This is a genomic window from Micromonospora sp. DSM 45708 (assembly GCF_039566955.1).
Taxonomy (GTDB): Bacteria; Actinomycetota; Actinomycetes; order Mycobacteriales; family Micromonosporaceae; genus Micromonospora.
Genome location: NZ_CP154796.1, coordinates 6,681,118 through 6,702,990, shown reverse-complemented (window position 1 = coordinate 6,702,990; position 21,873 = coordinate 6,681,118). Strand labels below are relative to the sequence as shown.

Below are 21,873 nucleotides of genomic sequence, written 5' to 3'. Positions count from 1 at the left end.
GGTCAGCGTTCCGCACCGGCGCGAGCGGACCGTCAGGCCGATGTTCGAGCCAGGTAAGGATCTCCGGGCAGCCGGACCGTGAACGCCGCGCCGCCCTCCGGCGCGTGCCCGGCGGCGATGTCGCCGCCCAGCCGGCGCACCAGCCCGGCGGCGAGCGCCAGCCCCAGCCCGCTGCCCACCTTGCGCACCCCCCGGTAGCGCTGGTGCAGCGCGCCCCGCTCGAACGCCACCGCCAGGTCGTCGTCGGTGAAGCCGGGCCCGCCGTCGCGGACCTCCAGGACCCCGCCGGCGGCCGGGTCCGCGCCGGCGGGCCGGACCGCGAGCACCACCGGCGCCCCCGGGGGTACGACCCGCAGCGCGTTCTCCAGCAGCCCGTCCACCACCTGCCGGATCCGACCCGGATCGGTGTACGCGGGCACCGGCCCGCCCGGCGTCTCCACCCGGAACGGCACCCCGACCGCCGTGCACCGGTCCGACCAGGTGCGCGCCACGTCGGCCGCGAGCCCGGTCAGGTCCACCCGCACCGGTTCCAGCGGGAAGTCGGCCGCCTCCAGCCGGGCCAACGCCAACAGGTCGCTGACCAGCCGGTCCAGGTGCTCGGCCTCGGCCAGCACGGTACGCCCGGTCGCCGGCACCGCGTCCGCGTCGAGCACGCCGTCGGCCAGCGCCTCGGCGTAGCCCCGGATGGCGGTGAGCGGCGTACGCAACTCGTGCGAGACGGAGAGCAGGAACTCACGCTGCCGGCCCTCGCTGGTGGCCAGCGCGGCGGCCAGCCCGTTGAGCGCGTGCGCCAGGTCGGCCACCTCGTCGGGCGGCTCGACCGGCACCCGGACCGCCCGGTCACCGGCCCGGAGCCGGGCGGCGGCGGTGGCCGCGACGCGGATCGGTCGGGCCAGCCGGCGGGCGAGCAGCAGCCCGGCGACCGCCCCGGCGGCGAGCCCGGCGAGCAGCGGCAGCCAGAGCCCGCGCAGCACCTGCCGCCAGGGGCCGGCGGTGACGGCGCGGGTGAGCACCACCCCGTCGCCGCCGGGCAGCGCCCGCGCCTCGACGAGCCGGCGTTCCCCGTCGACGAGTCGCCGGCCGGAGACGTTGCCGCCGGCGGCGACCCGGGCGACCAGCGGCGCGGGCAGGCCACTCCGGTCGGCCCGGCCGCCGCGCACCACGTACACGTCGATCTGCTGCTGGCGGAGCTGCCGGATGAGCCGGTCCCCGGCGCTGTCGCGCTGGCGTACCGCGCGGACGCGCAGCACGTCGGCGGCGAGCCGGGCCTGGGCGGCCAGCGCGTCCTGGTCCCGCCGTTCCGCGCCGCGCACCGCCAGCGGCACCGCCACCAGCGCGGTGACCAGCACCGACACCAGCGCCACCGCGCAGGTGACAAGCACCGCGCGGGCGGTCAGCGTGTGGCCCGGCCGGCGGCGGGTGGGCGGTGCGGCGGGCCCGGTCCGGATCACCGGCAGCGCCACGGTGAGCTGGTCAGGCATCGGCCGCGTACCCGACGCCACGGTGGGTGCGGATCACGCTGGCCGGGCCGAGCTTCGCCCGGACCTGGGCCACGTGCACGTCCACGGTCCGGGTGCCGGCGTGCGCCGCGTACCCCCAGACGCCGGCCAGCAGCTCCTCCCGGGTGAACACCCGGCCGGGGCGGGCCATCAGGTGGGCGAGCAGGTCGAACTCGGTGGAGGTGAGCTGCACCGGCGCCCCGCCGACGGTCACCGCCCGGCGGGCCGGGTCGAGCGTGACCGGGCCGAGCACCCGCGGCTGCTCGGCGGCGGCCGGCGTGCCGGCGCTGCGGCGCAGCACCGCGCGGATCCGGGCGACCAGCTCACGCGGGCTGAACGGCTTGGTGACGTAGTCGTCCGCGCCCAGTTCCAGGCCGACCACGCGGTCCACCTCGTCGTCGCGGGCGGTGAGGAAGATGACCGGCGTCCAGTCACCCGCCGCACGCAGCCGCCGGCAGATCTCGGTGCCGGCCAGGCCGGGCAGCGCGATGTCGAGCACGCAGGCCACCGGGCGCAGCCGCCGCGCGGCGGCCAGCCCGGCCGTGCCGTCCCGTTCCAGGTGTACGCCGAAGCCGTCCCGGGTCAGGTAGAGCCGGACCAGGTCGGCGATGGACGGCTCGTCCTCCACCACGAGGACGAGCCCGCGCTGCGCGGTGTCGGCGGTCACCGGCCCATGATGACCGACCGGTGGCCGCCCGGACGGTCCGGGAGATGTTCGGGTTCGGTAAGGAGAACGTCAGCGGGCCGGTGCCGGCCGGAACATGACCGGCCGGTTGCCGGCCGGCGAGTCACCGATGGTGGCGACCAGCCGTTCCGCCGGGGCCCGCAGTCGGGTCCGGAAGGCGTGGTGGAGCAGCGCGTCGAGCTGCCACACCTGCTTCGGGTGGTGGGTACGGATGAGGAAACGTTCGCGTGCCCCGTCGATGGCGGTGGCCGCCAGCTCCACGCTGTGCGCCCGTGGGTCCGGGCTCCAGGTGACGTTGCTCAACTCCCGCAGCTCGGTGTTGAGGTGCAGGCGCAGCCGGTGCAGCAACCGGGTCTGCCGGGTCACCACCAGCCGGCGGTGGGTGAGGAGCATGAGGTAGTCGCCGCCGACCGGGTGGCCCGGGCGGCTGCACCGGGTGACCAGGATGGTGGCGTCACCGGAGCCGACACAGCGGCGGAACACCGGCATGTGGCGGGTGGCGGTCTGGGTGGCCAGGCCGGTCTCGGCCGCCGCCGGGAGGAACGTTCGGGAGAACACGTCCATGCAGGGTGCAACGAGTGGTCGACCCGGGGTGACATGGGTCACCGCCGATTTCTGGAACTTCCACCCGCTCTCAGAGCAGTTCGACGATGGTGGCGTTGGCCATGCCGCCGCCCTCGCACATGGTTTGCAGGCCGTAGCGGATGCCGTTGTCCCGCATGTGCTGGAGCATCGTCGTCATGATCCGCGCGCCGGACCCGCCGAGCGGGTGGCCCAGCGCGATCGCGCCGCCCCGGGGGTTGAGCCGCTCCGGGTCCGCCTCGGTCTCGGCCAGCCACGCCAGCGGCACCGGGGCGAACGCCTCGTTCACCTCGTAGACCCCGATCTCCTCGATGCCCAGCCCCGCACGACGCAGCGCCTTCGCGGTGGCCGGGATGGGGGCGGTGAGCATGGCGACCGGATCGTCGGCGGCCACCACTGCGGTGTGCACCCGGGCGAGCGGGCGCAGGCCGTGTCGGCTGGCCCACTCGGCGGTGGTCACCGCGAGCGCGGCGGCGCCGTCGGAGATCTGCGACGCGGAGCCGGCGGTGACCACACCGTCGGCGCGGAACGGGGTGGCCAGCTCGCCGAGCTTGGCCAGCGAGGTGTCCCGGCGGATGCCCTCGTCGGCGGTGAACTTGCCGCCGTCGGCGAGCGCCACCGGCGTCAGCTCCGGCTCGAACGCGCCGGCGTCCTGCGCCGCCGCCGCCTTCTCGTGGCTGGCCAGCGCGAACTCGTCGAGCTGGGTGCGCGAGAAGCGCCACCGCTCGGCGATCAGCTCGGCGCCGCCGCCCTGGTTGAACGGCAGCGGCGAGTCCTCGGCGACGCCCTCGACGCCGCGGTAGCGGGCCAGGATCGCCGGGCTGAACGGCATCCCGCCGGCCACGCTGGAGCCCATCGGCACCCGGGTCATCGACTCCACTCCGCCGGCGACGACCAGGTCGGCCTGGCCGGAGAGCACGGTGGCGGCGGCGAAGTGCAGCGCCTGCTGACTCGACCCGCACTGCCGGTCGAGCGTGGTGCCGGGCACGGACTCGGGCCAGCCGGCCGCCAGCACGGCGTTGCGGGCCACGTTCCAGGACTGCTCGCCGACCTGCGACACGCAGCCCCACACCACGTCGTCGACCTGACCCGGGTCGATGCCGGCGCGCTCGGCCAGGGCGCGCAGCACGTGTGCCGAGAGGTCGACCGGGTGCACGCCGGCGAGGCTGCCCTTGCGCCGCCCGACCGGGGTCCGCACCGCACCGACGATGACCGCGTCACTCATGTCTACTCCCCGGTAACCTCGCTTGTCCCAATCCTACGTGCTGACCCGAGCGGCCGTCCTCCCTGACCGTCCCGGCCGTGCCGGATGGTCCCGGCCGCTGGCATGCTGGGCGGATGGATCCACAGCCGTCACCGGTCCGGCAGTGGCGCGTGCCCCGGGCGCTGCCGGTGGTCAAGGCGCTCGGCGCGCTCGCCCTGGCCGCCCTGGGCCTGGCGCTCGCCGCCGGCGACCCGGTCCGCCCGGTGCTCGCCGGTGCGCTCGCCGCCGCGCTGCTCGGGTGGGCGCTGCGCGACCTCGTCGCGCCGGTCCGGCTCGCCGTCGGCCCGGAGGGCCTCACCGTGATCCGCGGGTACGCCGGCCGACGCCGGCTGCCGTGGGCCGCGGTGGAGGCGATCCGGCTGGACCGGCGCAGCCGGCGCGGGGTCACCGCCGAGACACTGGAGATCGACGCCGGGGAGTCGCTGTACCTGTTCGGCCGCCGCGACCTGGACGCGCCGCTGGACGAGGTGGCCGCCACGCTCACCGCCGCCCGTGCCGCCGCGCGCTGACGCGGCGGGTGACCGCGCTGGTCCGCCCGACCGCTGCCCGTCGGTCACGTGGGGTAGGCGTCAGGCGCGAACCGGCAGGTGACCGCTCTGCGTCACGGCTCGTTGAGCCATCTCCGGGCGACCTCCTTGCCAGCACCGATCAATCCGGGCGCTGAGCTGGGAGAATTTCGCCGGGACCGGGCCGGCGACGGAATGCCGTGGAGGTAAGAACCGCCAGACCCCGGACGGCACGCACAGTGATGACCAGCCGCGTCACCCGGCCCGTCGCCGAAGGGGCGGCCCGGTCCACGGGAACGCGAGGCCGTACCCGTCGGCGTGGGCCGCGCGGGAGTGAGCCGGATCAGCCGGCCAGTGCGGCGGTGCGGACGACGGCCATGCCGATCAGGGCCACCAGCACGATCGCGACACCCGCCGCCTGGAACACGTTCCGGCGCATCCGCGGGGCGTACGCCAGGACCAGCGCCGTCACCGCGCCGACCACCAGGCCGCCGAGGTGACCGGCGACCGAGATGCTCGGCACGGTGAACGTGAAGACCAGGTTGATCACCAGGATCGGCACGATCGCCGAGGTGTCCCGGCCCAGCCGGCGCATGATCACGAAGATCGCGGCGAACAGGCCGAAGATGGCGGTCGACGCGCCGGCGGTGAACCTGTTCGGCTCGGTGAAGACGTAGGCGGCGACGTTGCCGCCGAGCCCGGCGAGCAGGTAGAGCGCCAGGAAACGCAGTGGCCCGAGCAGCGCCTCCAGCGACCGGCCGAGCACCCAGAGCCCCCACATGTTGAGCAGCAGGTGCAGCAGGCCGTAGTGCAGGAACATGGCGGTGACCAGCCGGTACCACTGGCCGTCGGCCACCCCGCCGATCGAGCCGTCGGGGAAGCGCGCCAGGCCGAGCACCGCGCCCCACTCGGTCAGCGGGGTCCCACCGCCCATCAGGCCGCCGAGGCCGCCGCCGGCGATCGCGGACCCGCTCCGGGCCGACGCGATGGAGATCACCATGACCAGCACGTTCAGCGCGATCAGGACCTTGGTGACGGTGCCGTGGCGGCCGGCGGCACCGCCTCCGAAGGCGGTACGCGCCGGCCGCACGCTGCGGCGTCCCTCGGCGACGCACTCCGGGCACTGGTGGCCGACGGAGGCGTCGCGCATGCACTCGGGGCAGATCGGCCGGTCGCAGCGGGTGCACCGGAGGTACGTCTCCCGATCGGGATGCCGGTAGCAGACCGGAGTGGTCGGCACCGGCCCCTCGGTGGCGTCGCCTGCCTGCCCGGAGCGCTCAGTCATGCGAGCAAAGGTACCCGCGCGATGCTCAGGACTGCTGCCGCTCGATCTCGACCCGCTCGATCACCACGTCCTGGACCGGCCGGTCGCTCGGCCCGGTCGGGGTGTTCGCGATCGAGTCGACGACCTTCACCGACTCCTCGTCGGCGACCTGGCCGAAGATGGTGTGTCGGTTGTTCAGGTGCGGCGTCGGCGACACCGTGATGAAGAACTGCGAACCGTTCGTGCCCGGCCCGGCGTTCGCCATCGCCAGCAGGTACGGCCGGTCGAAGCGCAGCTCCGGGTGGAACTCGTCGTCGAACTTGTAGCCCGGGCCACCGCGCCCGGTGCCGGTCGGGTCGCCCATCTGAATCATGAAGCCGCTGATCACCCGGTGCGAGATGGTGCCGTCGTAGTACGGCCCGCTGCCCGGCTGACCGGTACGCGGGTCGATGTACTCCCGGTTGCCCTCGGCCAGCTCCACGAAGTTGCGAACGGTCTTCGGCGCGTGGTTCGGGAAGAGCTCCAGCCGGATCGGGCCGGCGTTGGTGTGCAGGGTGGCGTAGACAGCCTCGGCCACGGGTACTCCTCACTCGTTGGTCAGTTCCTTGCGGATCCTCCCATGTGCCCGATCTGGCCATGCGGAGGCATCCGAAGGTGGAGGATGACGAAGGAACAACTCCCAGGAGGTGGGACCGTGTTTGGAATCGGGCGGCGAAAGACCCAGGGCCAGCTCGCCAAGGCCGAGCTGAACCAGGGCATCGGTCACCTGAGGCAGGCCGCCTCGTACGCGGCGAAGGGCGCCGGTGCCACGGTCGGCCCGCGGGTCCAGGCAGCCCGGGTCGCCGTCGCACCCACCGCGGTCATGGTCCGGGACCGGGCGTCCAGCGGTGTCGCGTCGAGCGCCGCCGCGCTCGCCCCGGTGCTGCTGGCCGTGCGCAGCGCCCGGACCGAGGCGGCGGGCAAGGCGCTGACCGGTCGGAAGGCCATGGCGGCGAAGCAGTCCGCGTTGACGAAGAAGGCGAAGAACATGAAGGCCGGAAAGAAGAAGCAGCGCAGGTCGCGGGGCATGACCACCGGCCTGCTGATCGCCGGCACCGTCGCCGGCCTGGCCGGGGCGATGGCCATGCGCCGCCGCCGCGAGCAGCAGGAGTGGGCCGAGTACGACCCGACCGGCACGCTCGGCCCGACCGGTCAGGACACGTTGGAGCCGATGCGGGAGGACGTGGACACGATCGTGGTGGAAACCCCGGACGCGAGCGCGAAGGTGACCCAGGCCGGTCCGACCGGCGCCGGCAGCTCGGCGGTGGCGGACGGCAGCAGCGCGTCAACCACCACGCCCGGTGCCGACCCGGTGATCCACCCGAACAGCCAGGTCCCGTCCGTCGCCGAGGGTGCCCGGGACGTCTCCGGCCGGCCGGCCGACGACATCACCAAGGCCGCCCAGAACGGCAGGAACGCGGCGAAGGCCAGCGGTCGCCGCTGAGCCGGAACCGGCCGACGGAACAGCGCCGGCACGCGGGCACGTCCCGCGTGGCCGGCGCTTCCGCGTGCGGACCCGCCGCGCCCGGGCCGGTGTCGCCGGTCACAACCAGCCGTTGCGGCGGAACCAGCGGTAGAGCACGAACGACAGGGTCAGGTTGACCGCCCACACGCCCGGATAGCCGTACGTCCACGTCAGCTCGGGCATGTTCTGGAAGTTCATGCCGTAGATGCCGGCGATCGCGGTCCACACCGCGCCGATGGCGGCCCAGGCGGCGATCTTGCGCATGTCGTTGTTCTGGTCGACGGTGACCTGGGCCAGCCGGGCCTGGAGAATCGAGTTGAGCAGGTCGTCGTACGAGTTGACCTGCTCGACCGTGCGGCTGAGGTGGTCCTGCACGTCGCGGAAGTAGCGCCGTACCTCCTGCGGCACCGCGCGGTTGACCTGGGCGGTGAGCGTCATCAGCGGGCGCTGCAACGGCACCACGGCACGCTTGAACTCGACCAGTTCCCGCTTCATCTGGTAGATCCGCTGGATCCGGCCGCTGCTCTGCCGGTCGAAGACGTCCGCCTCCAGCACGTCGAGGTCGTCCTCCAGCCGGTCGGCGACCTCCAGGTAGAGGTCGACCACCCGGTCGGTGATCGCGTACGCGACCGCCCACGGCCCCTGCCGCAGCAGGTCGCGTTTCGCCTCCAGGTCGGCGCGGACCGGCGACAGCCGGCAGGCGTCCCCGTGCCGCACGCTGATCACGAAGTTCGGCCCGATGAAGAGCATCACCTGGCCGGTCTCCACCACTTCGGAGTTCTCGGTCAGCTCGGTGTGCTCGCAGTAGCGGGCGGTCCGCAGCACCAGGAAGACGATCTCCCCGAAATGCTCCAGCTTCGGGCGTTGCTCGGCCTTGACGGCGTCCTCCACGGCCAGCTCGTGCAGGCCGAACGTGGCGGCGATCTCGGTCATCTCGGTCAGGTCGGGCTCGTGCAGGCCGAGCCAGACGAAGCCGTCCCGCTCGCGGCGGGCGGCGGCCAGGGCGTCCGCGTACTGCGGGCGGCCGGGTCGGCGCTCGCCGTCGACGTAGAGCCCGCAGTCGACGATCCCGCTGCGCCCGGGACGGGTCGGCTGGGGCGCCTGCGGGGAGCCGTCGGCGTTGAGGATGCGGGACATGGCGCGTACCGGCGCCGCCCAGGCGCGTGGCCGGGGTGGCCGGTCGCCGTGCTGGCCGTCGGTGCGGTCGCGTGCCACCCGGTCCGTCATCTCTCGCCCCCTCTCCACGGAACTGCGGCTTGCAGGTTACGCCGATCGGGGCGGGCGCAGCGCGGGCTGCGGTCGGCCGGGCACGCGGTGCGGTGCCGGGCGGGCCGGCCGCGTCAGGGGGGTGAGGGGCGACACGGCCCACCCGGCACCCTTGGGGGCGGGAGTGATGCTGGCGGCGTCGCCGACCCGCGGGCCGATCGCCGCAACGCGAGCGACGCTCGCAGCATTGTGGGCCGAAGGCCGGCCCGGCGGGAGAGCCGAGCCGGCCAGTGGGGCCTTTCTGTCGGAAACCCGACAGAAAATCAACCGCGAACGGCCGCCATGGCCTCGGCGAGCCGCCGTACCCCCTCGTCGATCCGGTCCGCCGTCACCGCGGAGTACGCCAACCGCAGCGCGTGCCGCCCGCCGTCGACCATGAAGTCGCTGCCCTTGACCACCGCGACGCCGCGCTCGGCGGCGGCCGGCGCCAGCCGGTCGACCTCGACGTCCTCCGGCAGCTCGATCCAGAGGAAGTAGCCGCCGTCCGGCTCGACGAACCGGGCCTCCGGGATGTGCCGGCGCAGCGACTCGGCCAGCACCCCGGCCCGCTCGCCCAGCGCCGAGCGGACCGTGTGGATCGACCGCTCGATCGAGCCGGAGACGCAGAACTGGTGCACGATCGCCTGGGCCACCATGCCCGGCGAGATGTAGAGGTTGGTGGCCCGCTTGGCGATCGCCGCGATCAGCTCCGCGGGGCCGACCAGGTAACCGACCCGCACACCCGGGCAGACCGTCTTGGTGAAGCTGGAGGCGTGCACCACCACGCCCCGGGTGTCCATCGACAGCATCGAGGGCAGCGGCTCGCCCCGGAACCGGATGTCCGCGTACGGGTCGTCCTCGAAGATCGTGAAGTCGTACTCGGCGGCCAGGTCGAGCAGCTCACGGCGCTTCTCCAGGGAGAGCGTCACACCGGCCGGGTTCTGGTAGTTCGGGATCACGTGGGCCAGTCGCGGCCGGACCCCGGACTCCAACAGCTTGCGCAGCTCGGCGGTGTCCAGGCCGTCCGGCTGGATGGTCACGCCGTGCACCTCGCCGCCCATCTGCTGAAGGTTGAGCAGCGTGCGGTCGTACGTCGGGCGCTCGACGACCACCGCGTCGCCGCGACGGACCAGGTGGTCGAAGAGGAACGCGTCGGCCTGCAACGAGCCGTTCGTGACCAGCACCTGGTCGGCATCGACGCCGTGCTTCTCGGCGATCCACTTCCGCAGGGGCGGGTAGCCGACGGAGGTCCCGTACGCCGTGACCCCGGCGGGGTCGGCGTCGAAGGCGCGGACGGCGGCGGCCTTGAGCCCCTCGACATCGACGATGTCCAGCGAGGGAGCCCCACGGGCGAAGGAGATCAGCTGCTCGGCGGTCATGCGCAGAGCCTAGGGCCTGCTCGGCCGGGTCCGAACGGCATACACGCGAAGTTCAACATGCGGGCGGCCACCGGCGGCGACCAGCGTCGACGGGGAGCCGAGGCCGGCTCGCGACTGTCTACGATCCGACCGGACGCTGGCGCCGGGGACACCGGTCGCCGAAGGATGACGGGTCGCGGCAGACCCGCGAGACAGGGATGGGGCTCGTGACCGAGGACGAGACGGGACGACTCGACGACCAGCAGTTCGCGCAGTGGCTGGCCGCCGAGGCCGGGGCGGCGCTCACCGCGCTGCGGGACCGGCAGGGCTTCGCGGACCCGAAGGCGCTCAAGGACGCCGGCGACCAGGCGTCGCACGAGCTGATGACGGCGGCGCTGGCGCGCTGGCGGCCGGCGGACGCGGTGCTCTCCGAGGAGGAGGCCGACGCGCGCCGCGCCTGGGCGGACGGGGAGCGGGCACCCCGGCACGAGGCGGACCGGGTCTGGATCATCGACCCGCTGGACGGCACCCGCGAGTTCTCCGAGGCCGGTCGGGACGACTGGGCGGTGCACGTGGCGCTCTGGCAGCGCTCCGCCGCGCCGGACGGCGCGCTGGTCGCCGGCGCGGTCGGCATGCCGGCCCGGACCACCGTGGACGGTACGCCGGTCGTGCTCGGCACCACCTGCCCGACGCCGAAGGCGACCGACGGACCGATCCGGATCGCGGTGAGCCGCAGCCGCCCGCCGGCGTTCGTGGGTGAGCTGGTCGAGCTGCTGGACGCCCGGGCCGTTCCGATGGGCTCGGCCGGGGTCAAGGTGTGCGCGGTGGTGACCGGTGAGGTCGACGCGTACGTCCACGCGGGCGGCCAGTACGAGTGGGACAGCGCCGCGCCGGTCGCGGTGGCGCTGGGCGCGGGCATGCACGCGTCCCGGATCGACGGCTCGCCGCTGCGCTACAACCGCGCCGACCCGCGCCTGCCCGATCTGCTGGTCTGCCGCCCCGAGTTGGCCGACCGGCTGCTCGACGCGATCGCCCGGACCGGGGTCGAGATGCCCGCTTCGGCCGTCACCGGTGACCCGGGTGAGGCGTTCGGCTGAGAGTGACGGTACGTACGGCCAGGGTGAATCGGGGTTATCGTCGGGTGCGAATGCGCGTCCGACCTGAGCCCGACACCCGGGCCGCCGACAGCCAGGGAGGGCCATGCCGGCCGACCGAGACCCGCACGATGCCTTCGGGCAGCCGACCGGCCTGTGGCCGGGACAGGACATTTCTCGCCGATCGGGCGGCCCCGCGCTGCCCTGGCCGGAGGACACGGCACCGCGACCGGCGCCGGTCCACGCCCAGGGCGACCTGCCCTGGCCGGAGCGGGAGCTGCCCGGCCACGGCCACCCGGAGCAGTCCTGGGTGGACGCCGGACCGGCCTGGCCGGGGCACGAGCCGCCCGGCCGGGTCGGCGTCGACCACGCCGTGACCGGCCCCGACCGGGCACCCGTCGGCTGGGCCGACGGAACGACGCCGGCCGGCGACTGGGCCGGCGGAACGACGGCCACCGCCGGCTGGGGCGACGCGCCCACCGCGCCCGCGACCCGGGCCGACGGAACGATCGCGACCGCCGGCTGGGCCGGGGCCGCGCCGACGCCCGCCGGTTGGGGCGAGGGAGCGACCACAGGTTGGGGTGAGGGCGCGACCGCCGGTTGGGGTGAGGGCGCGACCGCGACCGCCACGCTGACCGGGCCGCCGCCCGAGGGCGTACCGGCCGAGTCGGACGCCCGGCCGGCCACCGGTGGTCCCGGCCAGCCGCCGCGCCCACCGGTCGCGTCGGGTCCGCCGCCCGGCGTGCCCCGGCGGCGCTGGCGCGCGGTACTGGCGACGGCGGTGGCGCTGGCCCTGACCGGCGGCGGTGTCGCCGTGGCCGCGCTGCGGCCGGACGCGACCAACCCGCAGGCCAGCGAGGTGCCGGCCAGCGCCGGCCCGGCGCCGTCGGCCGGCCTGGGCGCGCCGGCGACGCCCGGCGCCGCCGCACCGAGCGCGGACCAGGGCCTCGGCGGCAAACCCGGCGCGAAACCGTCGGCCTCCACCGCCCCGGGCGCCAAGGGCTTCGCCGGTACGCGGCAGACGTTGCCCGGCGCGTCGATCGGCGTGCAGAACGGGGAGAGCTTCGGCCAGGCGCTGAGCCGCTCCGACCGGACGTTCGGCAAGCTCCAGATGGCCCGGATCTTCTTCCCCGGCCTGCCGCCGGCCTGGTCGGGCAGCCGCGCCGACGTGGTCGACCGCACCGTGGTGGTGTCGTTCAAGGCCTCACCCCAGGAGATCAACTCCGGCCGGCACGACTCCCGTCTGCGCTCCTGGTTCGCCTCGATCCCGCGCGACCACAACGTGTACTGGTCCTACTTCCACGAGCCGGAGGACGACGTCGAGCGCGGCGCGTTCAGCACCGACGCGTACCGGTCGGCGTGGAAGCGGGTCGCCGGCCTGGCCGAACAGGCGGGCAACCCGAGGCTGATCAACACGTTGATCCTGATGTGCTGGACGCTCGACCCGAAGTCCGGGCGCAGCTTCGACGCGTTCTACCCCGGTGGCGACGTGATCGAGGCGCTCGGCTGGGACTGCTACAACTGGGGCAAGAAGTGGAAGCGGTACGCCTCGCCGCAGGAGATCTACGGCCCGATGATCAACAAGTCGAAGGCGCTGGGCAAGCCGTGGGGTGTCGCGGAGACCGGCAGCGACCTGGTGCCCGGTGACTCCGGCACCGGCCGCGCGGAATGGATCCGGTCGATGGCCGGCTTCCTCAACGGCCAGCGGCCGGAGTTCGTGGCCTACTACAACCAGACCGTCAGCCAGGGTGACTTCCGGCTGCTCGACCAGCCGAGCATCCAGGCGTGGAAGGCGTTCTGCGTGGCCTGAGCCGGGCCGGCGGACCACGACGGGCGGGCGACCTCGGTCGCCCGCCCGTTCCGCGTACGGCTCAGATGCCCCGGCCGCGCTTGTGCAGCGTGCGCAGCACCCGGTCGGCCTGCACGGCCCGGCTCGCCACCGCCAGCGCCAGGTAGGCGCGCGGCTCCTTCGGGTTGCGGGCCAGCGTGCGCCGGGCCCACCGGACCGCGTCCCGCCGGTTGCCCATCGCCGCCTGCGCGAACGCGATCTGACCGGCCACCCGGGCCTCGCCGTGCGGCACGGTGGCGAACTCGGGATAGCGGCGCAGCAGCCACTGCAACGCGGTCGAGATCGTCTCCCAGCGCTGCGCGAAGTAGGACCGCTTGTGCCAGCGCACCAGCACGTACGGGCTCTCCACGTTGACCAGCGGCGCGTACCGGGCGGCGCGGAGCAGGAACTCGTAGTCCTCCGCGTAGCTGCCCGGGATCTGCTCGTCGACCAGCCCGATCGCGTCGAGCAGCGCGGCCCGGCGGATCAGGAACGTGGACGGGTGCAGCTCGGTGAGCCGGTCCCGGAGCAACGCCTCCAGCGAGATCCGGGCCCGGTCCAGCGACCGGTCCACCGTCCGGTCGTCGTAGCTGACCCGGATGCCGCAGCTCACCAGCGCGCCGTCCGGGTGCACGTCGAGCGCCCCGAACTGGGCGGCCAGCTTGCCGGGCAGCCACTCGTCGTCGTCGTCGCAGAACGCCACCCAGTCGCCGGTGGCCGCCTCGATGCCGGTGTTGCGCGCCCCGGCCAGCCCGGCGGTGCGGGTGTTCGTGATGACCCGGACCCGCCGGTCGCCGCGGTCGGACTCCAGCGACCGGTCCGGCTCGGACTGGTCGTAGACCACGATCGCCTCGATCAGCCCGGGGTGCGCCTGGCTGAGGATGGCGTCGAGCGCCGCGCGCAGCAGTTCCGGACGGTCCCGCGTCGGTACGACGACCGAGATGCTCGGCCCACTCATGTTCTCTCCACGGATTCGTCGGATCCCCGCTGGCCCAGGTAGCCGTAGCGGACTCGGAGCGGCAACGTGGCCAGGCTGACCACGGCCCGGCTGCGGCGCGGCAGGCGGTCCCGCCACGCCTCGTCCCGGCGTACCGTCAGCGGGCCACCGCTGAACCGCAACGGGTTGCCCGCGACGCTGTGCGCGCGGAACGGCGCGGCCGGCTCGGCCGCCGCGTCCGGCGCGTCGCCGGCCAGGATGCGCAGCGCCGCCGGATCGTCCGGCAGGTCGCTGAAGTCGCGAACCCGGCGTACGGTGCCGGCCGGGTCGGCGGTGAAGTCCTCGTAGCGCAGCCGGAGCACCTTCGCCCGTTGGGCGAGCAGGTGGAACGCGGCATTCTGCGCGGTCCACAGCTTGCTCACCTCGAACGGCGAGAAGGTCGGCATGAAGTCCTCGCCGTCCACCACCTCGGGCCGGCGCACCTGCTTGCCCCAGGAGTACGCCACCGCCCGGCTGTCCCGCACCAGGTGCAGCACCCGCAGGTCGAGCCCGTCGGCCCAGCTCAGCGCGAAGGCGAGCGAGGCGTGCTTGCTGGAGTCGACCACCACCCGCGCCCCGGTCACCGCGAGCGCGGCGCGGTAGATCCGGGTGTAGAGGTCGGCGTAGCGGCGGACGTCGGCGAGTTGCTCCGGCGGGAGCGAGTTCTTCGCCAACCGGGGAATGTGCCGGGTCCGGTCGACCCGGTCCTTGAGCGCCAGCACGTCGTCCCGGTCGATCGCGGACCAGCCGCCGAACGCCTGCTCGCCGACCTGCTGCCAGAACGGGCAGGCGGTGAACCGCTCACCGCAGCCGCACCGTTCGTCCGCGCCGAGCGCCCGCTCCCAGAGGTGCACCACCTCACCGACGGCGCACACGTCGGGGCTCTGCGCCAGCAGCAGCTCCAGCAACGTGGAACCGCTGCGGCCGAGGCCGCCGACGAAGAGCACGCGCGGCTGCGCCGGCTCCGGGGCGCTCATCCGCGCCGCCCGCCGGCCCGCTGGCGGACCCGGCGGGCCACCAGGTCGTCGATCACGGCGCCGACCCGGGCGACCGCCTCGGCGCGCGGGTCCGGCCGGCCCGGGTCGGCGGCCAGCACGAACCGGCCCGGGTCGGCCAGCCCTTCGTCCAGCGCGGCGAGCAGCTCGGCCTCGGTCTCGCAGAGCCGGACCATGCCGGCCGCGCCCAGTCGCCGGGAGAAGAGCTGCTGGTGGTTGTCGACGTGCTCGTCGTGGGCCGGGTCGCGGGGCACCACGATCGGCAGGTGGCCGGTGCGGCGGGCCTCGGTGATGGTGGCCGGCCCGCCGTGGCTGACCACCAGCGTGGCCTCGGCCATCGCGCGTTGCAGCTCCTCGTGGCCGAGGAACGGGGTGGCCTCGGGCAGCGCCGGCGGGCGGCTGTGGCCGTACTGGAGGACCAGCCGGACCCCGGGGCGGGCGGTGTGCCAGCGCTCCAGCCAGCCGACGAGGCGGTCGAAGCGGTGCACGTCGGTGCCGACCACGACCAGCACGTAGGGCACGGACCGTCGGTCCCGCTGCTGCGGAAGGAGCCCCATCAGAGGAGGTTCCCCACGACGGTCGCCTCCGGGTACATCCGGCGCTGCTCCTCCCACTGCACGAGCATCGCGGAGAGGAAGGGCCGGCAGAGCCGGGCGGTCAGCGTCGCGCTGTCGATCCGGTCGTACACCTCGATGTAGACCGTGGGGATCCGACGCAGCCGGGCCGCCACCACGAACGGCAGGGCGACGCCGGCGCCGGTGGTGACCACCGCGTCCACCCGGCGCCGGCGGATCACCGTCAGCGCGAGGAACGCGTTACGGACCAGGTTCTTGACGTTACGGGTGGTGGGGTGGTGCGCCCAGACCACGTCCTCGCCGTCGAGCAGCGAGCGGGCGTCCGGCGTGTCGAAGGTGACCCACGCCCGGCTCCGCTCCCGGTACCACGGTTCCAGAGCCAGGAGCTGGGCCAGATGCCCGCCACTGGAGCCGACCAGCAGGACCTGTCCCGAGCCCTCGGTTGACCCGCTCACCACAACGTTTCCTCCCGTAACCGTGCGTCCGCGCCCGGATTTACGTGAATGCCCCTCGGACGCGCCCTGACAACCTACTGGCGCGGCCCTGGGCAACTGAAGGGGCCGTTGGACGGATCCCGGCCGTCCGGTCGGGTCACCTCGGGATTCCCGTCGCCGGGATCCAACCGGCGGTGTGACCCGCCAGGTCAGCCGCGTGGTGCCCGGGTCGGTGGGCCGGGACCACCGGCCCCGGGGTGGATGTGTCAGGATTCCGTCACCGCTCCGTACGCGAGCCGGCGGCGACGCCGGCTCCCGGGGGCAGGTCGGGCCCGACGCCGGGAAACCCGCTGAATGGCCAGCACAGCTCGGCCATCTCTTCGCGGGCTGCCCACACCTGGGCAGGCTTACCGGAACGTGAGCAGACTTTCCCTCAACGTTCGGATCGGGGACACTCGAAGTCACGGTCAGTTCCAGCTGTGCCGTGGACTGCCCGGCTCGGTCGAAAGGGAGCGACAGACTCTGATGCCCTCACCCCATTTGGCCGAGAACGACTCCGACGGTCTTGCCCTGATGGCGTACCTGGGCTGGTTGCGCCGCCGCTGGTGGATCCTGCTGCTCGCCGCGGTCCTCGGCCTGGCCGGCGGCCTGGCGATCAACCAACTCCAGGACGCGCGCTACACCTCGACCACCTCGCTGCTGGTGCGCCCGCTCGGCTCCGGCGCGGAGAGCAACCCGAACGCCAAGGTCAACCTCGACACCGAGGCGCAGGTGGTCCGGTCACTCGTGGTGGCGGAGCGGGCCAAGGGCCTGATGAAGGTCACCACCGGCGGCGACGAGCTGGTCAAGTCCGTGACCGTCAGCGTCCCGCCGAACAGCCAGATCCTCCAGGTGGCCTACGAGGCGGGCACCCCGGCCCAGGCGCAGGCGGGTTCGCACGCCTTCGCGCAGGCCTACCTCGACCTGCGCAAGGCGACCGCGCAGAAGTCCCTGGAGAACGAGACCACCGCGCTCAAGCAGCAGATCGCCGACCTGAACAAGCAGCTCAGCTCCGTCGCGGGGCGGATCGCGGCGGCCCCGGCCAACTCCCCCGAGCGGGAGCGCGCCGAGGCCGACCGCAGCGTGCTGACCAACCAGCTCAACGGGTTGAACAACCGGCTCAGCCCGCTGGTCTCGGCCGACTCCGACCCCGGTGAGATCATCTCGGACGCCCGGCTGCCCGAGCGGCCCAGCTCGCCGAACCGCACGCTCAACCTGGCCAGCGGGATGGGTGCGGGTCTGCTGCTCGGCATCGTGCTGGCCCTGGTGCTGGACCGGCTCGACACCCGGATCCGACGCGGGCGCGACATCTCCGACCGGGTCGGTCTGCCGCTGCTGCTGGAGCTGACGGCCCGCCCGCCGTCGCTCTCCGTCCTGCCCGCCACCCACCGGATCTCCCGCGAGCTGGGCCGGCTACGCAACGTGCTGCTCTCCGCCGTCCCCGAGTCGGCCCAGGCCGGTCGCGGCCGTCAGCTCCTGCTCTGCGACGGCTCGGCCGGCACCGCCGCCGGGTTCGTCGCCGCCAACCTGGCCGCCGCGTACGCCCGCACCGGCGCGCAGGTCGCGCTGGTCACCACCAAGCCGGACTCGGCGCTGAGCAGCATCACCGGGGTCGCCGAGGGGCGGCACAGTCTCGCCTCGGTGCTCCGCCGCGACGTGCCGGCGCTCAAGGCGCTCGCGCCGGTGCCGGGGCTCGGCCAGCTCCGGGTGCTCGTCCCGGGCGAGCTGGACGCGGAGGTGGAGCTGCCGGTCGCCGGCCTGCTGGAGATCCTGCACGAGCTGACCGCACGCTTCGACCACGTGCTGATCGAGACCGCGCAGCCGACCCACGCGGTGGAGGCCCAGGCACTGGGCCGCTACGTCGACGCGGTGATCGTGGTGGCCGAGTCCGGCAAGACCCGCAGCGGTGAGATCACCGCCGCTCTCCAGCAGTTCGAGCAGGTCAACGCGCCGGTCATCGGCGCGGTGCTGGCGCCGCGCCTGCCCGCGCCGACCGGTGGCGCCACCCGCCCGGTCGCGCCGGCCGGCCCGACCACTCCGGCGGCGCCGGCCAACCGGCCCAAGCCCCGGCCGAGTCCCGGCCCGTCGGCCGAGTCCACCATGGTGCTGCCGCGCATGCAGTCGTCCCGTTCCGGCCCGGCCGCCGGGTCGGCGAAGCCGGCGGCTCCGGGCAAGGGCGCCGCGCCGGTGAAGCCGCCGGCCGGCCCGGGCAAGCCGATGCCGGTCAACGGCACCGGCGGCACCTACCGTTCCCGGGGCGACGGCGGTGACGGCCGCAGCTACGCCATCGACTCCGGCGAGGACCTGGGGTGAACCGCCGGCAGATGATCCGCGCCGCCCTCGCTCCGGCCGTCGTCCTCGGCGTCGGCACGGGGTGCAGTGAGCCGCAGCCGAAGCCGGGCAGCGTCGACGTGGCCGACCCGGGCAGCGTCGCCGCGACGCCCCCGTCGGCCAGCCCGACCTCCAGCCTGCCGACGGGGCCGCTGACCGGGGCCCCGGTCGGCACGCCGGCGGCGGCCACCCGCCAGGCGGTCGCGGTGCCGATGCGGGTGAGCCCCGCCACCACCCCGGCCGGCCTGGAGGCCGCCGACCTGGTCTACGCCGAGTTCGCGGAATCGGACACGCTGCACCTGACCGCCGTGTTCCACTCCCGGGACGCCGCCAAGATCGGGCCGGTGACCGAGATCCGGCCGGTCGACATCCGCTCGGTCTCGGTGCTGCGCCCGTTCGTCGGATACGCCGGCGGCCCGACCGGCTTCCTCAGCCAGTTCGAGAGCTCCGACCTCGACGGCGTCACCCCGGACGACGACGGCAAGGTCTTCAGCGGCGACTACACCTCGACGGCCGCGCTGCTCAAGGCCGCCCCGAAGGGGGGCCAGCCGCCCACGCCGGCGCTGGACCACGCCACCGACGGCGACGCGCTGGCCGCCCGGGACCTCACGCCCGCCACCGAGCTGTCGATCACCGTCTCCGGCGGCCCGCCGATGGTCTGGCGGTACGACCAGCCGAAGGCCCGCTGGGTGGGCAAGGTCGGCACCGCGACGGTGACCGCGGCCTCGGTGATCGTGCTGACCATGGAGTACCGCACGCTGGAGGTGCGTAAGCCGTCGTTCCGCGCGCTGCCGTCGGCGAACGTCTTCGGCGAGGGCGCGGTGGTCGCGGTGTCCGGTCCGACCAGCGCGAAGGGCCGCTGGCGCAAGCCCGGCCTGGGGATGGTCTGCACGCTCGCCGACGTCGGGGGCGACCTGCTGCACCCGCAACCCGGCAACGCCTGGGTGATCTACGCGCCGACCACCGCCAAGGTCGCCGTGAAATGAGCACCGTCACCCCACCCCGCCCGGCGCGCGGGTCGGTCCCGGTGGGCGCGGTGGTGCCGCCGCCCGGGGGCAACCGCCTCGCGCCGGTGCGGGCACGGCCGAAGGGCTGGTCCTGGCGGCTACCGACCGCGTGGCCGCTGATCTCGCTCTTCCTGCTCTGGCCGGTGTGGTGGGCGCTCGGGGTGTCCAGCTTCGTCTTCATCATCTTCGCGGTGCCGATGGTGGTGCAGATGGCCCGGCGCGGTCCGGTCCGGGTGCCGCCCGGCTTCGGCATCTGGCTGATCCTGCTGCTCTGGCTGTTCCTGTCCGTGCTCACGCTCGGGCTCACCGCACCGGACACGCTGCCACCCGGCGGTGGCGGAGGCCGCTACCTCGGCTGGGGCATCCGGCTGGCCAACTTCGTCGCCATGACCGTGGCCATGCTCTACGTCTTCAACCTCAGCGAGCGGGAGCTGTCCCGCCGCCGCATGATCCGGCTGTTCGGGTTCATGGGCGTGGTGGTGGTCGTCGGTGGCTGGCTCGGCTCGCTTTTCCCCACCATGGGGTTCGTCGCGCCGCTGCGCTTCGTCCTGCCGCACTCGATCGCCACCCACCCCTTCGTCGCCTCGCTGATGGACGTGAAGTTCGCCCAGGTGCAGCAGGTGATCGAGGGGGAGGCCAGCTCGCCCCGGCCGTCCGCGCCGTTCACGTACACGAACTCGTGGGGCGAGAACACCGCGATCCTGCTGGTCTGGCTGATCGTCGGCTGGGTGGTGCTGGGCAAGCCGCTGCGCCGGACCGCCGGCGTGGCCATCGCGCTCGCCGCGATCTTCCCGATCATCTACTCGCTCAACCGCGGGCTCTGGATCGGTCTCGGCATCGCCGCGGTCTACGTGGCGATCCGGCTCGCGCTGCGCGGCCGGATGGTGGTGCTCGGCGGGCTCGCGCTGGCGGTCGGGCTGATCGGCGTGCTGATCGTCGCCACCCCGCTCGGCCGCACGTTCGACGAACGGTTGCAGAACGGGCACAGCGACGACATCCGCACCACGCTGTCCGAGGGCGCGGTCACCGCGGCCAACCACTCGCCGGTCCTCGGCTACGGCGGCAACCGCGCGCTGATCGGCAGTAACCGGTCCATCGCCATCGGCAAGTCCGACGACTGCAAGCAGTGCGGCAACCGGGAGCTGGGCAGCAACGGTCAGCTCTGGGCGCTGCTCGTCGGCCAGGGCTGGGTCGGCGCGCTGGCCTACAACGGCTTCTTCCTCTACTGCCTCTGGCGGTACCGGCGCGACCACAGCCCGATCGGGATCGCCGGCACGCTCGTGATCATCCTGATGCTCTTCTTCCAGTTCACCTACGGCGCACTGGAAGCCACCCTCGCCTACGCCCTGATCTCGATCGCCCTGTTGGCCCGCAACGACCGGCTGCGCCGGGCGCTCGCGCCGACGCCACCCAAGGGCACGATCGCCGGGCTACGGGCCCGACTGGAAGCTGCCGGTGAACGTTGATGGTGCTCCGCGTACCCCCGGACGGCGACGGCCGCTCCGCCTACCTCGGTGAGCTGGCCGGCCTGATCTGGCCCGCGCCGGCCGAACCCGCGCTGCGCCGGGGCGGCGCCGGCTGGGTGGTGGTGCCCTCGGCCGCCCGCCCCCGGCTGCTGGTGCCGACCGGCTCGGGCCGGGCCGCGGCCGGCGCCGTCCGGCACTCCACCGAGGCGGTCGGCCGCAAGGCCAAGCTGGTCCGGCAGGGGCTGGCCACCGCGTTCCGGCTCGGGCTGGGGCCGGTGGTGTTCCGTGACCGGCTGGTGGTCGCCGGCGGCGGGCTGGACGCCTACCTGACCAAGGTGCTGGGCGAAGCGGCGCTGGTCAGCCTGCACATCGGCCCGGCCCGGGCCAACCGCAAGCCGGTCCTGCAACTCCTCGCCCCGGACGGCCGGGCCCTCGGCTACGCCAAACTCGGCGTCGACCCGCTGACCCGGGCCCTGGTCGACGCGGAGGCCACCGCGCTGCGCCGCCTGGCCGGCGTGCCGCTCGGCCCGGTCGTCCTGGCCGGGGTCCGCCACCACGGCGACTGGCACGGGCACGCGCTGCTGGTCCAGGAGGCGCTGCCGGTGCGGCTGCCCCGGGCCGCCCCGGCCGCCGCGGCGGCGGCCGAGCGGGCCGCCATGGTGGCGGTGGCCGGCTGCCTCGGCGTACGCCGGGAGCCGTGGGCGGGCAGCGGGCACGCGGCCCGGCTCGCCGCCGCGGTGGACGCGCTCGGTGACCGGCCGGAGGCCGGACGGCTGCGCGCGGCGCTGAAGTCGGTCGCGGACGCCGACCCGGTGGTGGCGTTCGGCGCCTGGCACGGGGACTGGAACGGCGGCAACAGCGCGGTGCTGGCCGACGGCCGGGTGCTGGTCTGGGACTGGGAACGGTTCGAGGCGGACGTGCCGGCCGGCTACGACGCGCTGCACCTGGCGGTGCAGGGCGCGATGAGCCACGACGGGGTGGAGCCGATCGAGGCCGCCCGCGCGCTGATCGCCGGCGCCGACCGGACGCTCGCGCCGTTCGACTCCGTCGGTGGGGGCGCCGACCTCGTCGCCGTGCTCTACCTGGTGGAGCTGGCGGCACGTTATCTGCGGGACCGGCAGGCCGAGGCGGGTGCGCGACTGGGGCACGTCGACACCTGGCTGCTGCCCGCCGTCGAGGAGCACCTGGCCCGTCGGGCCCGGTGAGAGTGAGGAGTGGGGA

At 74.2% G+C, this 21,873-nt stretch carries 20 protein-coding genes; 8 read left to right on the top strand and 12 right to left on the bottom strand.

The window, feature by feature from the left end; genetic code table 11:
* Positions 1 to 32 precede the first annotated feature (32 nt).
* The 4 genes from VKK44_RS29425 to VKK44_RS29410 all read right to left on the bottom strand — a co-directional run bounded on the left by VKK44_RS29425 (position 33) and on the right by VKK44_RS29410 (position 3,991).
* Positions 33 to 1,481, bottom strand: coding sequence for a sensor histidine kinase (locus tag VKK44_RS29425; RefSeq protein WP_343444421.1), 1,449 nt, complete (start codon positions 1,479 to 1,481; stop codon positions 33 to 35).
* On the bottom strand, positions 1,474 to 2,166 hold the full coding sequence (locus VKK44_RS29420; protein ID WP_343444420.1) for a response regulator transcription factor: 693 nt from the start codon (positions 2,164 to 2,166) through the stop codon (positions 1,474 to 1,476). The genes VKK44_RS29425 and VKK44_RS29420 overlap by 8 nt, the downstream gene beginning before the upstream one ends.
* Before the next feature lie 69 nt (positions 2,167 to 2,235).
* The gene (locus tag VKK44_RS29415) at positions 2,236 to 2,748 is read right to left on the bottom strand and encodes a hypothetical protein (protein WP_343444419.1); all 513 of its coding nucleotides are present in this window, start codon (positions 2,746 to 2,748) and stop codon (positions 2,236 to 2,238) included.
* Positions 2,749 to 2,818: 70 nt separating this feature from the next.
* The gene (locus VKK44_RS29410) at positions 2,819 to 3,991 is read right to left on the bottom strand and encodes a thiolase family protein (RefSeq protein ID WP_343444418.1); all 1,173 of its coding nucleotides are present in this window, start codon (positions 3,989 to 3,991) and stop codon (positions 2,819 to 2,821) included.
* A 113-nt stretch (positions 3,992 to 4,104) separates the two neighbouring features.
* On the opposite strand from VKK44_RS29410, the gene VKK44_RS29405 reads away from it, so the two are divergent.
* Positions 4,105 to 4,539 carry a PH domain-containing protein gene (locus VKK44_RS29405; RefSeq protein WP_343444417.1) on the top strand — a complete coding sequence of 145 codons (435 nt, stop codon included), beginning with the start codon at positions 4,105 to 4,107 and terminating at the stop codon, positions 4,537 to 4,539.
* A 340-nt stretch (positions 4,540 to 4,879) separates the two neighbouring features.
* Here the strand turns inward: VKK44_RS29405 and VKK44_RS29400 are convergent, their stop codons facing one another.
* Positions 4,880 to 5,821 (bottom strand): rhomboid family intramembrane serine protease, encoded by a 942-nt coding sequence (locus VKK44_RS29400; protein WP_343444416.1) that lies wholly within the window; start codon positions 5,819 to 5,821, stop codon positions 4,880 to 4,882.
* Positions 5,822 to 5,846: 25 nt separating this feature from the next.
* Entirely contained in the window at positions 5,847 to 6,377 is a 531-nt protein-coding gene (locus tag VKK44_RS29395; protein WP_343444415.1) for a peptidylprolyl isomerase, read from the bottom strand.
* Between the two features lie 84 nt (positions 6,378 to 6,461).
* Here VKK44_RS29395 and VKK44_RS29390 point away from each other — a divergent pair, with 84 nt between their 5' ends.
* Complete coding sequence (locus tag VKK44_RS29390) at positions 6,462 to 7,283, top strand: hypothetical protein (RefSeq protein ID WP_343444414.1); 822 nt, start codon at positions 6,462 to 6,464, stop codon at positions 7,281 to 7,283.
* 99 nt (positions 7,284 to 7,382) lie between these two features.
* Here VKK44_RS29390 and corA read toward each other — a convergent pair whose 3' ends face one another.
* Positions 7,383 to 8,531 carry a magnesium/cobalt transporter CorA gene (corA, locus tag VKK44_RS29385; RefSeq protein WP_343444412.1) on the bottom strand — a complete coding sequence of 383 codons (1,149 nt, stop codon included), beginning with the start codon at positions 8,529 to 8,531 and terminating at the stop codon, positions 7,383 to 7,385.
* Between the two features lie 302 nt (positions 8,532 to 8,833).
* Positions 8,834 to 9,928 (bottom strand): aminotransferase-like domain-containing protein, encoded by a 1,095-nt coding sequence (locus VKK44_RS29380; protein WP_343444411.1) that lies wholly within the window; start codon positions 9,926 to 9,928, stop codon positions 8,834 to 8,836.
* A 197-nt stretch (positions 9,929 to 10,125) separates the two neighbouring features.
* Here VKK44_RS29380 and VKK44_RS29375 point away from each other — a divergent pair, with 197 nt between their 5' ends.
* Positions 10,126 to 11,004 (top strand): 3'(2'),5'-bisphosphate nucleotidase CysQ, encoded by an 879-nt coding sequence (locus VKK44_RS29375; protein ID WP_343444409.1) that lies wholly within the window; start codon positions 10,126 to 10,128, stop codon positions 11,002 to 11,004.
* 103 nt (positions 11,005 to 11,107) lie between these two features.
* A complete protein-coding gene (locus VKK44_RS29370) occupies positions 11,108 to 12,811 on the top strand; it encodes a hypothetical protein (RefSeq protein WP_343444408.1) in 1,704 nt (567 codons plus the stop codon).
* 61 nt (positions 12,812 to 12,872) lie between these two features.
* Here VKK44_RS29370 and VKK44_RS29365 read toward each other — a convergent pair whose 3' ends face one another.
* From VKK44_RS29365 to VKK44_RS29350, 4 genes are read right to left on the bottom strand one after another with little or no spacing between them, the layout of a single operon-like run.
* A complete protein-coding gene (locus VKK44_RS29365) occupies positions 12,873 to 13,787 on the bottom strand; it encodes a glycosyltransferase family 2 protein (protein WP_343444406.1) in 915 nt (304 codons plus the stop codon).
* Entirely contained in the window at positions 13,784 to 14,782 is a 999-nt protein-coding gene (locus VKK44_RS29360) for a sulfotransferase family protein (protein WP_343444405.1), read from the bottom strand. Before VKK44_RS29360 ends, VKK44_RS29365 begins: the two co-directional genes overlap by 4 nt.
* Complete coding sequence (locus tag VKK44_RS29355; protein WP_343444404.1) at positions 14,779 to 15,357, bottom strand: glycosyltransferase; 579 nt, start codon at positions 15,355 to 15,357, stop codon at positions 14,779 to 14,781. The genes VKK44_RS29360 and VKK44_RS29355 overlap by 4 nt, the downstream gene beginning before the upstream one ends.
* The gene (locus tag VKK44_RS29350) at positions 15,357 to 15,833 is read right to left on the bottom strand and encodes a UDP-N-acetylglucosamine--LPS N-acetylglucosamine transferase (RefSeq protein WP_343444402.1); all 477 of its coding nucleotides are present in this window, start codon (positions 15,831 to 15,833) and stop codon (positions 15,357 to 15,359) included. The genes VKK44_RS29355 and VKK44_RS29350 overlap by 1 nt, the downstream gene beginning before the upstream one ends.
* Before the next feature lie 501 nt (positions 15,834 to 16,334).
* On the opposite strand from VKK44_RS29350, the gene VKK44_RS29345 reads away from it, so the two are divergent.
* From VKK44_RS29345 to VKK44_RS29330, 4 genes are read left to right on the top strand one after another with little or no spacing between them, the layout of a single operon-like run.
* A complete protein-coding gene (locus VKK44_RS29345; protein ID WP_343444401.1) occupies positions 16,335 to 18,161 on the top strand; it encodes a Wzz/FepE/Etk N-terminal domain-containing protein in 1,827 nt (608 codons plus the stop codon).
* Positions 18,158 to 19,165 carry a DUF3048 domain-containing protein gene (locus tag VKK44_RS29340; protein WP_343444400.1) on the top strand — a complete coding sequence of 336 codons (1,008 nt, stop codon included), beginning with the start codon at positions 18,158 to 18,160 and terminating at the stop codon, positions 19,163 to 19,165. The genes VKK44_RS29345 and VKK44_RS29340 overlap by 4 nt, the downstream gene beginning before the upstream one ends.
* Positions 19,162 to 20,652 (top strand): O-antigen ligase family protein, encoded by a 1,491-nt coding sequence (locus VKK44_RS29335; RefSeq protein ID WP_343444398.1) that lies wholly within the window; start codon positions 19,162 to 19,164, stop codon positions 20,650 to 20,652. Before VKK44_RS29340 ends, VKK44_RS29335 begins: the two co-directional genes overlap by 4 nt.
* The gene (locus tag VKK44_RS29330) at positions 20,652 to 21,857 is read left to right on the top strand and encodes a hypothetical protein (RefSeq protein ID WP_343444397.1); all 1,206 of its coding nucleotides are present in this window, start codon (positions 20,652 to 20,654) and stop codon (positions 21,855 to 21,857) included. The genes VKK44_RS29335 and VKK44_RS29330 overlap by 1 nt, the downstream gene beginning before the upstream one ends.
* The last annotated feature ends 16 nt before the right edge of the window (positions 21,858 to 21,873 follow it).

Coding starts and splice junctions, on each gene's coding strand:
- VKK44_RS29425 (WP_343444421.1), bottom strand. CDS start 1,481: ATGCCTGACCAGCTCACCGTGGCGCTGCCGGTGATCCGGACCGGGCCC.
- VKK44_RS29415 (WP_343444419.1), bottom strand. CDS start 2,748: ATGGACGTGTTCTCCCGAACGTTCCTCCCGGCGGCGGCCGAGACCGGC.
- VKK44_RS29410 (WP_343444418.1), bottom strand. CDS start 3,991: ATGAGTGACGCGGTCATCGTCGGTGCGGTGCGGACCCCGGTCGGGCGG.
- VKK44_RS29405 (WP_343444417.1), top strand. CDS start 4,105: ATGGATCCACAGCCGTCACCGGTCCGGCAGTGGCGCGTGCCCCGGGCG.
- VKK44_RS29400 (WP_343444416.1), bottom strand. CDS start 5,821: ATGACTGAGCGCTCCGGGCAGGCAGGCGACGCCACCGAGGGGCCGGTG.
- VKK44_RS29390 (WP_343444414.1), top strand. CDS start 6,462: ATGACGAAGGAACAACTCCCAGGAGGTGGGACCGTGTTTGGAATCGGG.
- corA (WP_343444412.1), bottom strand. CDS start 8,531: ATGACGGACCGGGTGGCACGCGACCGCACCGACGGCCAGCACGGCGAC.
- VKK44_RS29380 (WP_343444411.1), bottom strand. CDS start 9,928: ATGACCGCCGAGCAGCTGATCTCCTTCGCCCGTGGGGCTCCCTCGCTG.
- VKK44_RS29375 (WP_343444409.1), top strand. CDS start 10,126: ATGGGGCTCGTGACCGAGGACGAGACGGGACGACTCGACGACCAGCAG.
- VKK44_RS29370 (WP_343444408.1), top strand. CDS start 11,108: ATGCCGGCCGACCGAGACCCGCACGATGCCTTCGGGCAGCCGACCGGC.
- VKK44_RS29365 (WP_343444406.1), bottom strand. CDS start 13,787: ATGAGTGGGCCGAGCATCTCGGTCGTCGTACCGACGCGGGACCGTCCG.
- VKK44_RS29360 (WP_343444405.1), bottom strand. CDS start 14,782: ATGAGCGCCCCGGAGCCGGCGCAGCCGCGCGTGCTCTTCGTCGGCGGC.
- VKK44_RS29355 (WP_343444404.1), bottom strand. CDS start 15,357: ATGGGGCTCCTTCCGCAGCAGCGGGACCGACGGTCCGTGCCCTACGTG.
- VKK44_RS29345 (WP_343444401.1), top strand. CDS start 16,335: ATGCCCTCACCCCATTTGGCCGAGAACGACTCCGACGGTCTTGCCCTG.
- VKK44_RS29335 (WP_343444398.1), top strand. CDS start 19,162: ATGAGCACCGTCACCCCACCCCGCCCGGCGCGCGGGTCGGTCCCGGTG.
- VKK44_RS29330 (WP_343444397.1), top strand. CDS start 20,652: ATGGTGCTCCGCGTACCCCCGGACGGCGACGGCCGCTCCGCCTACCTC.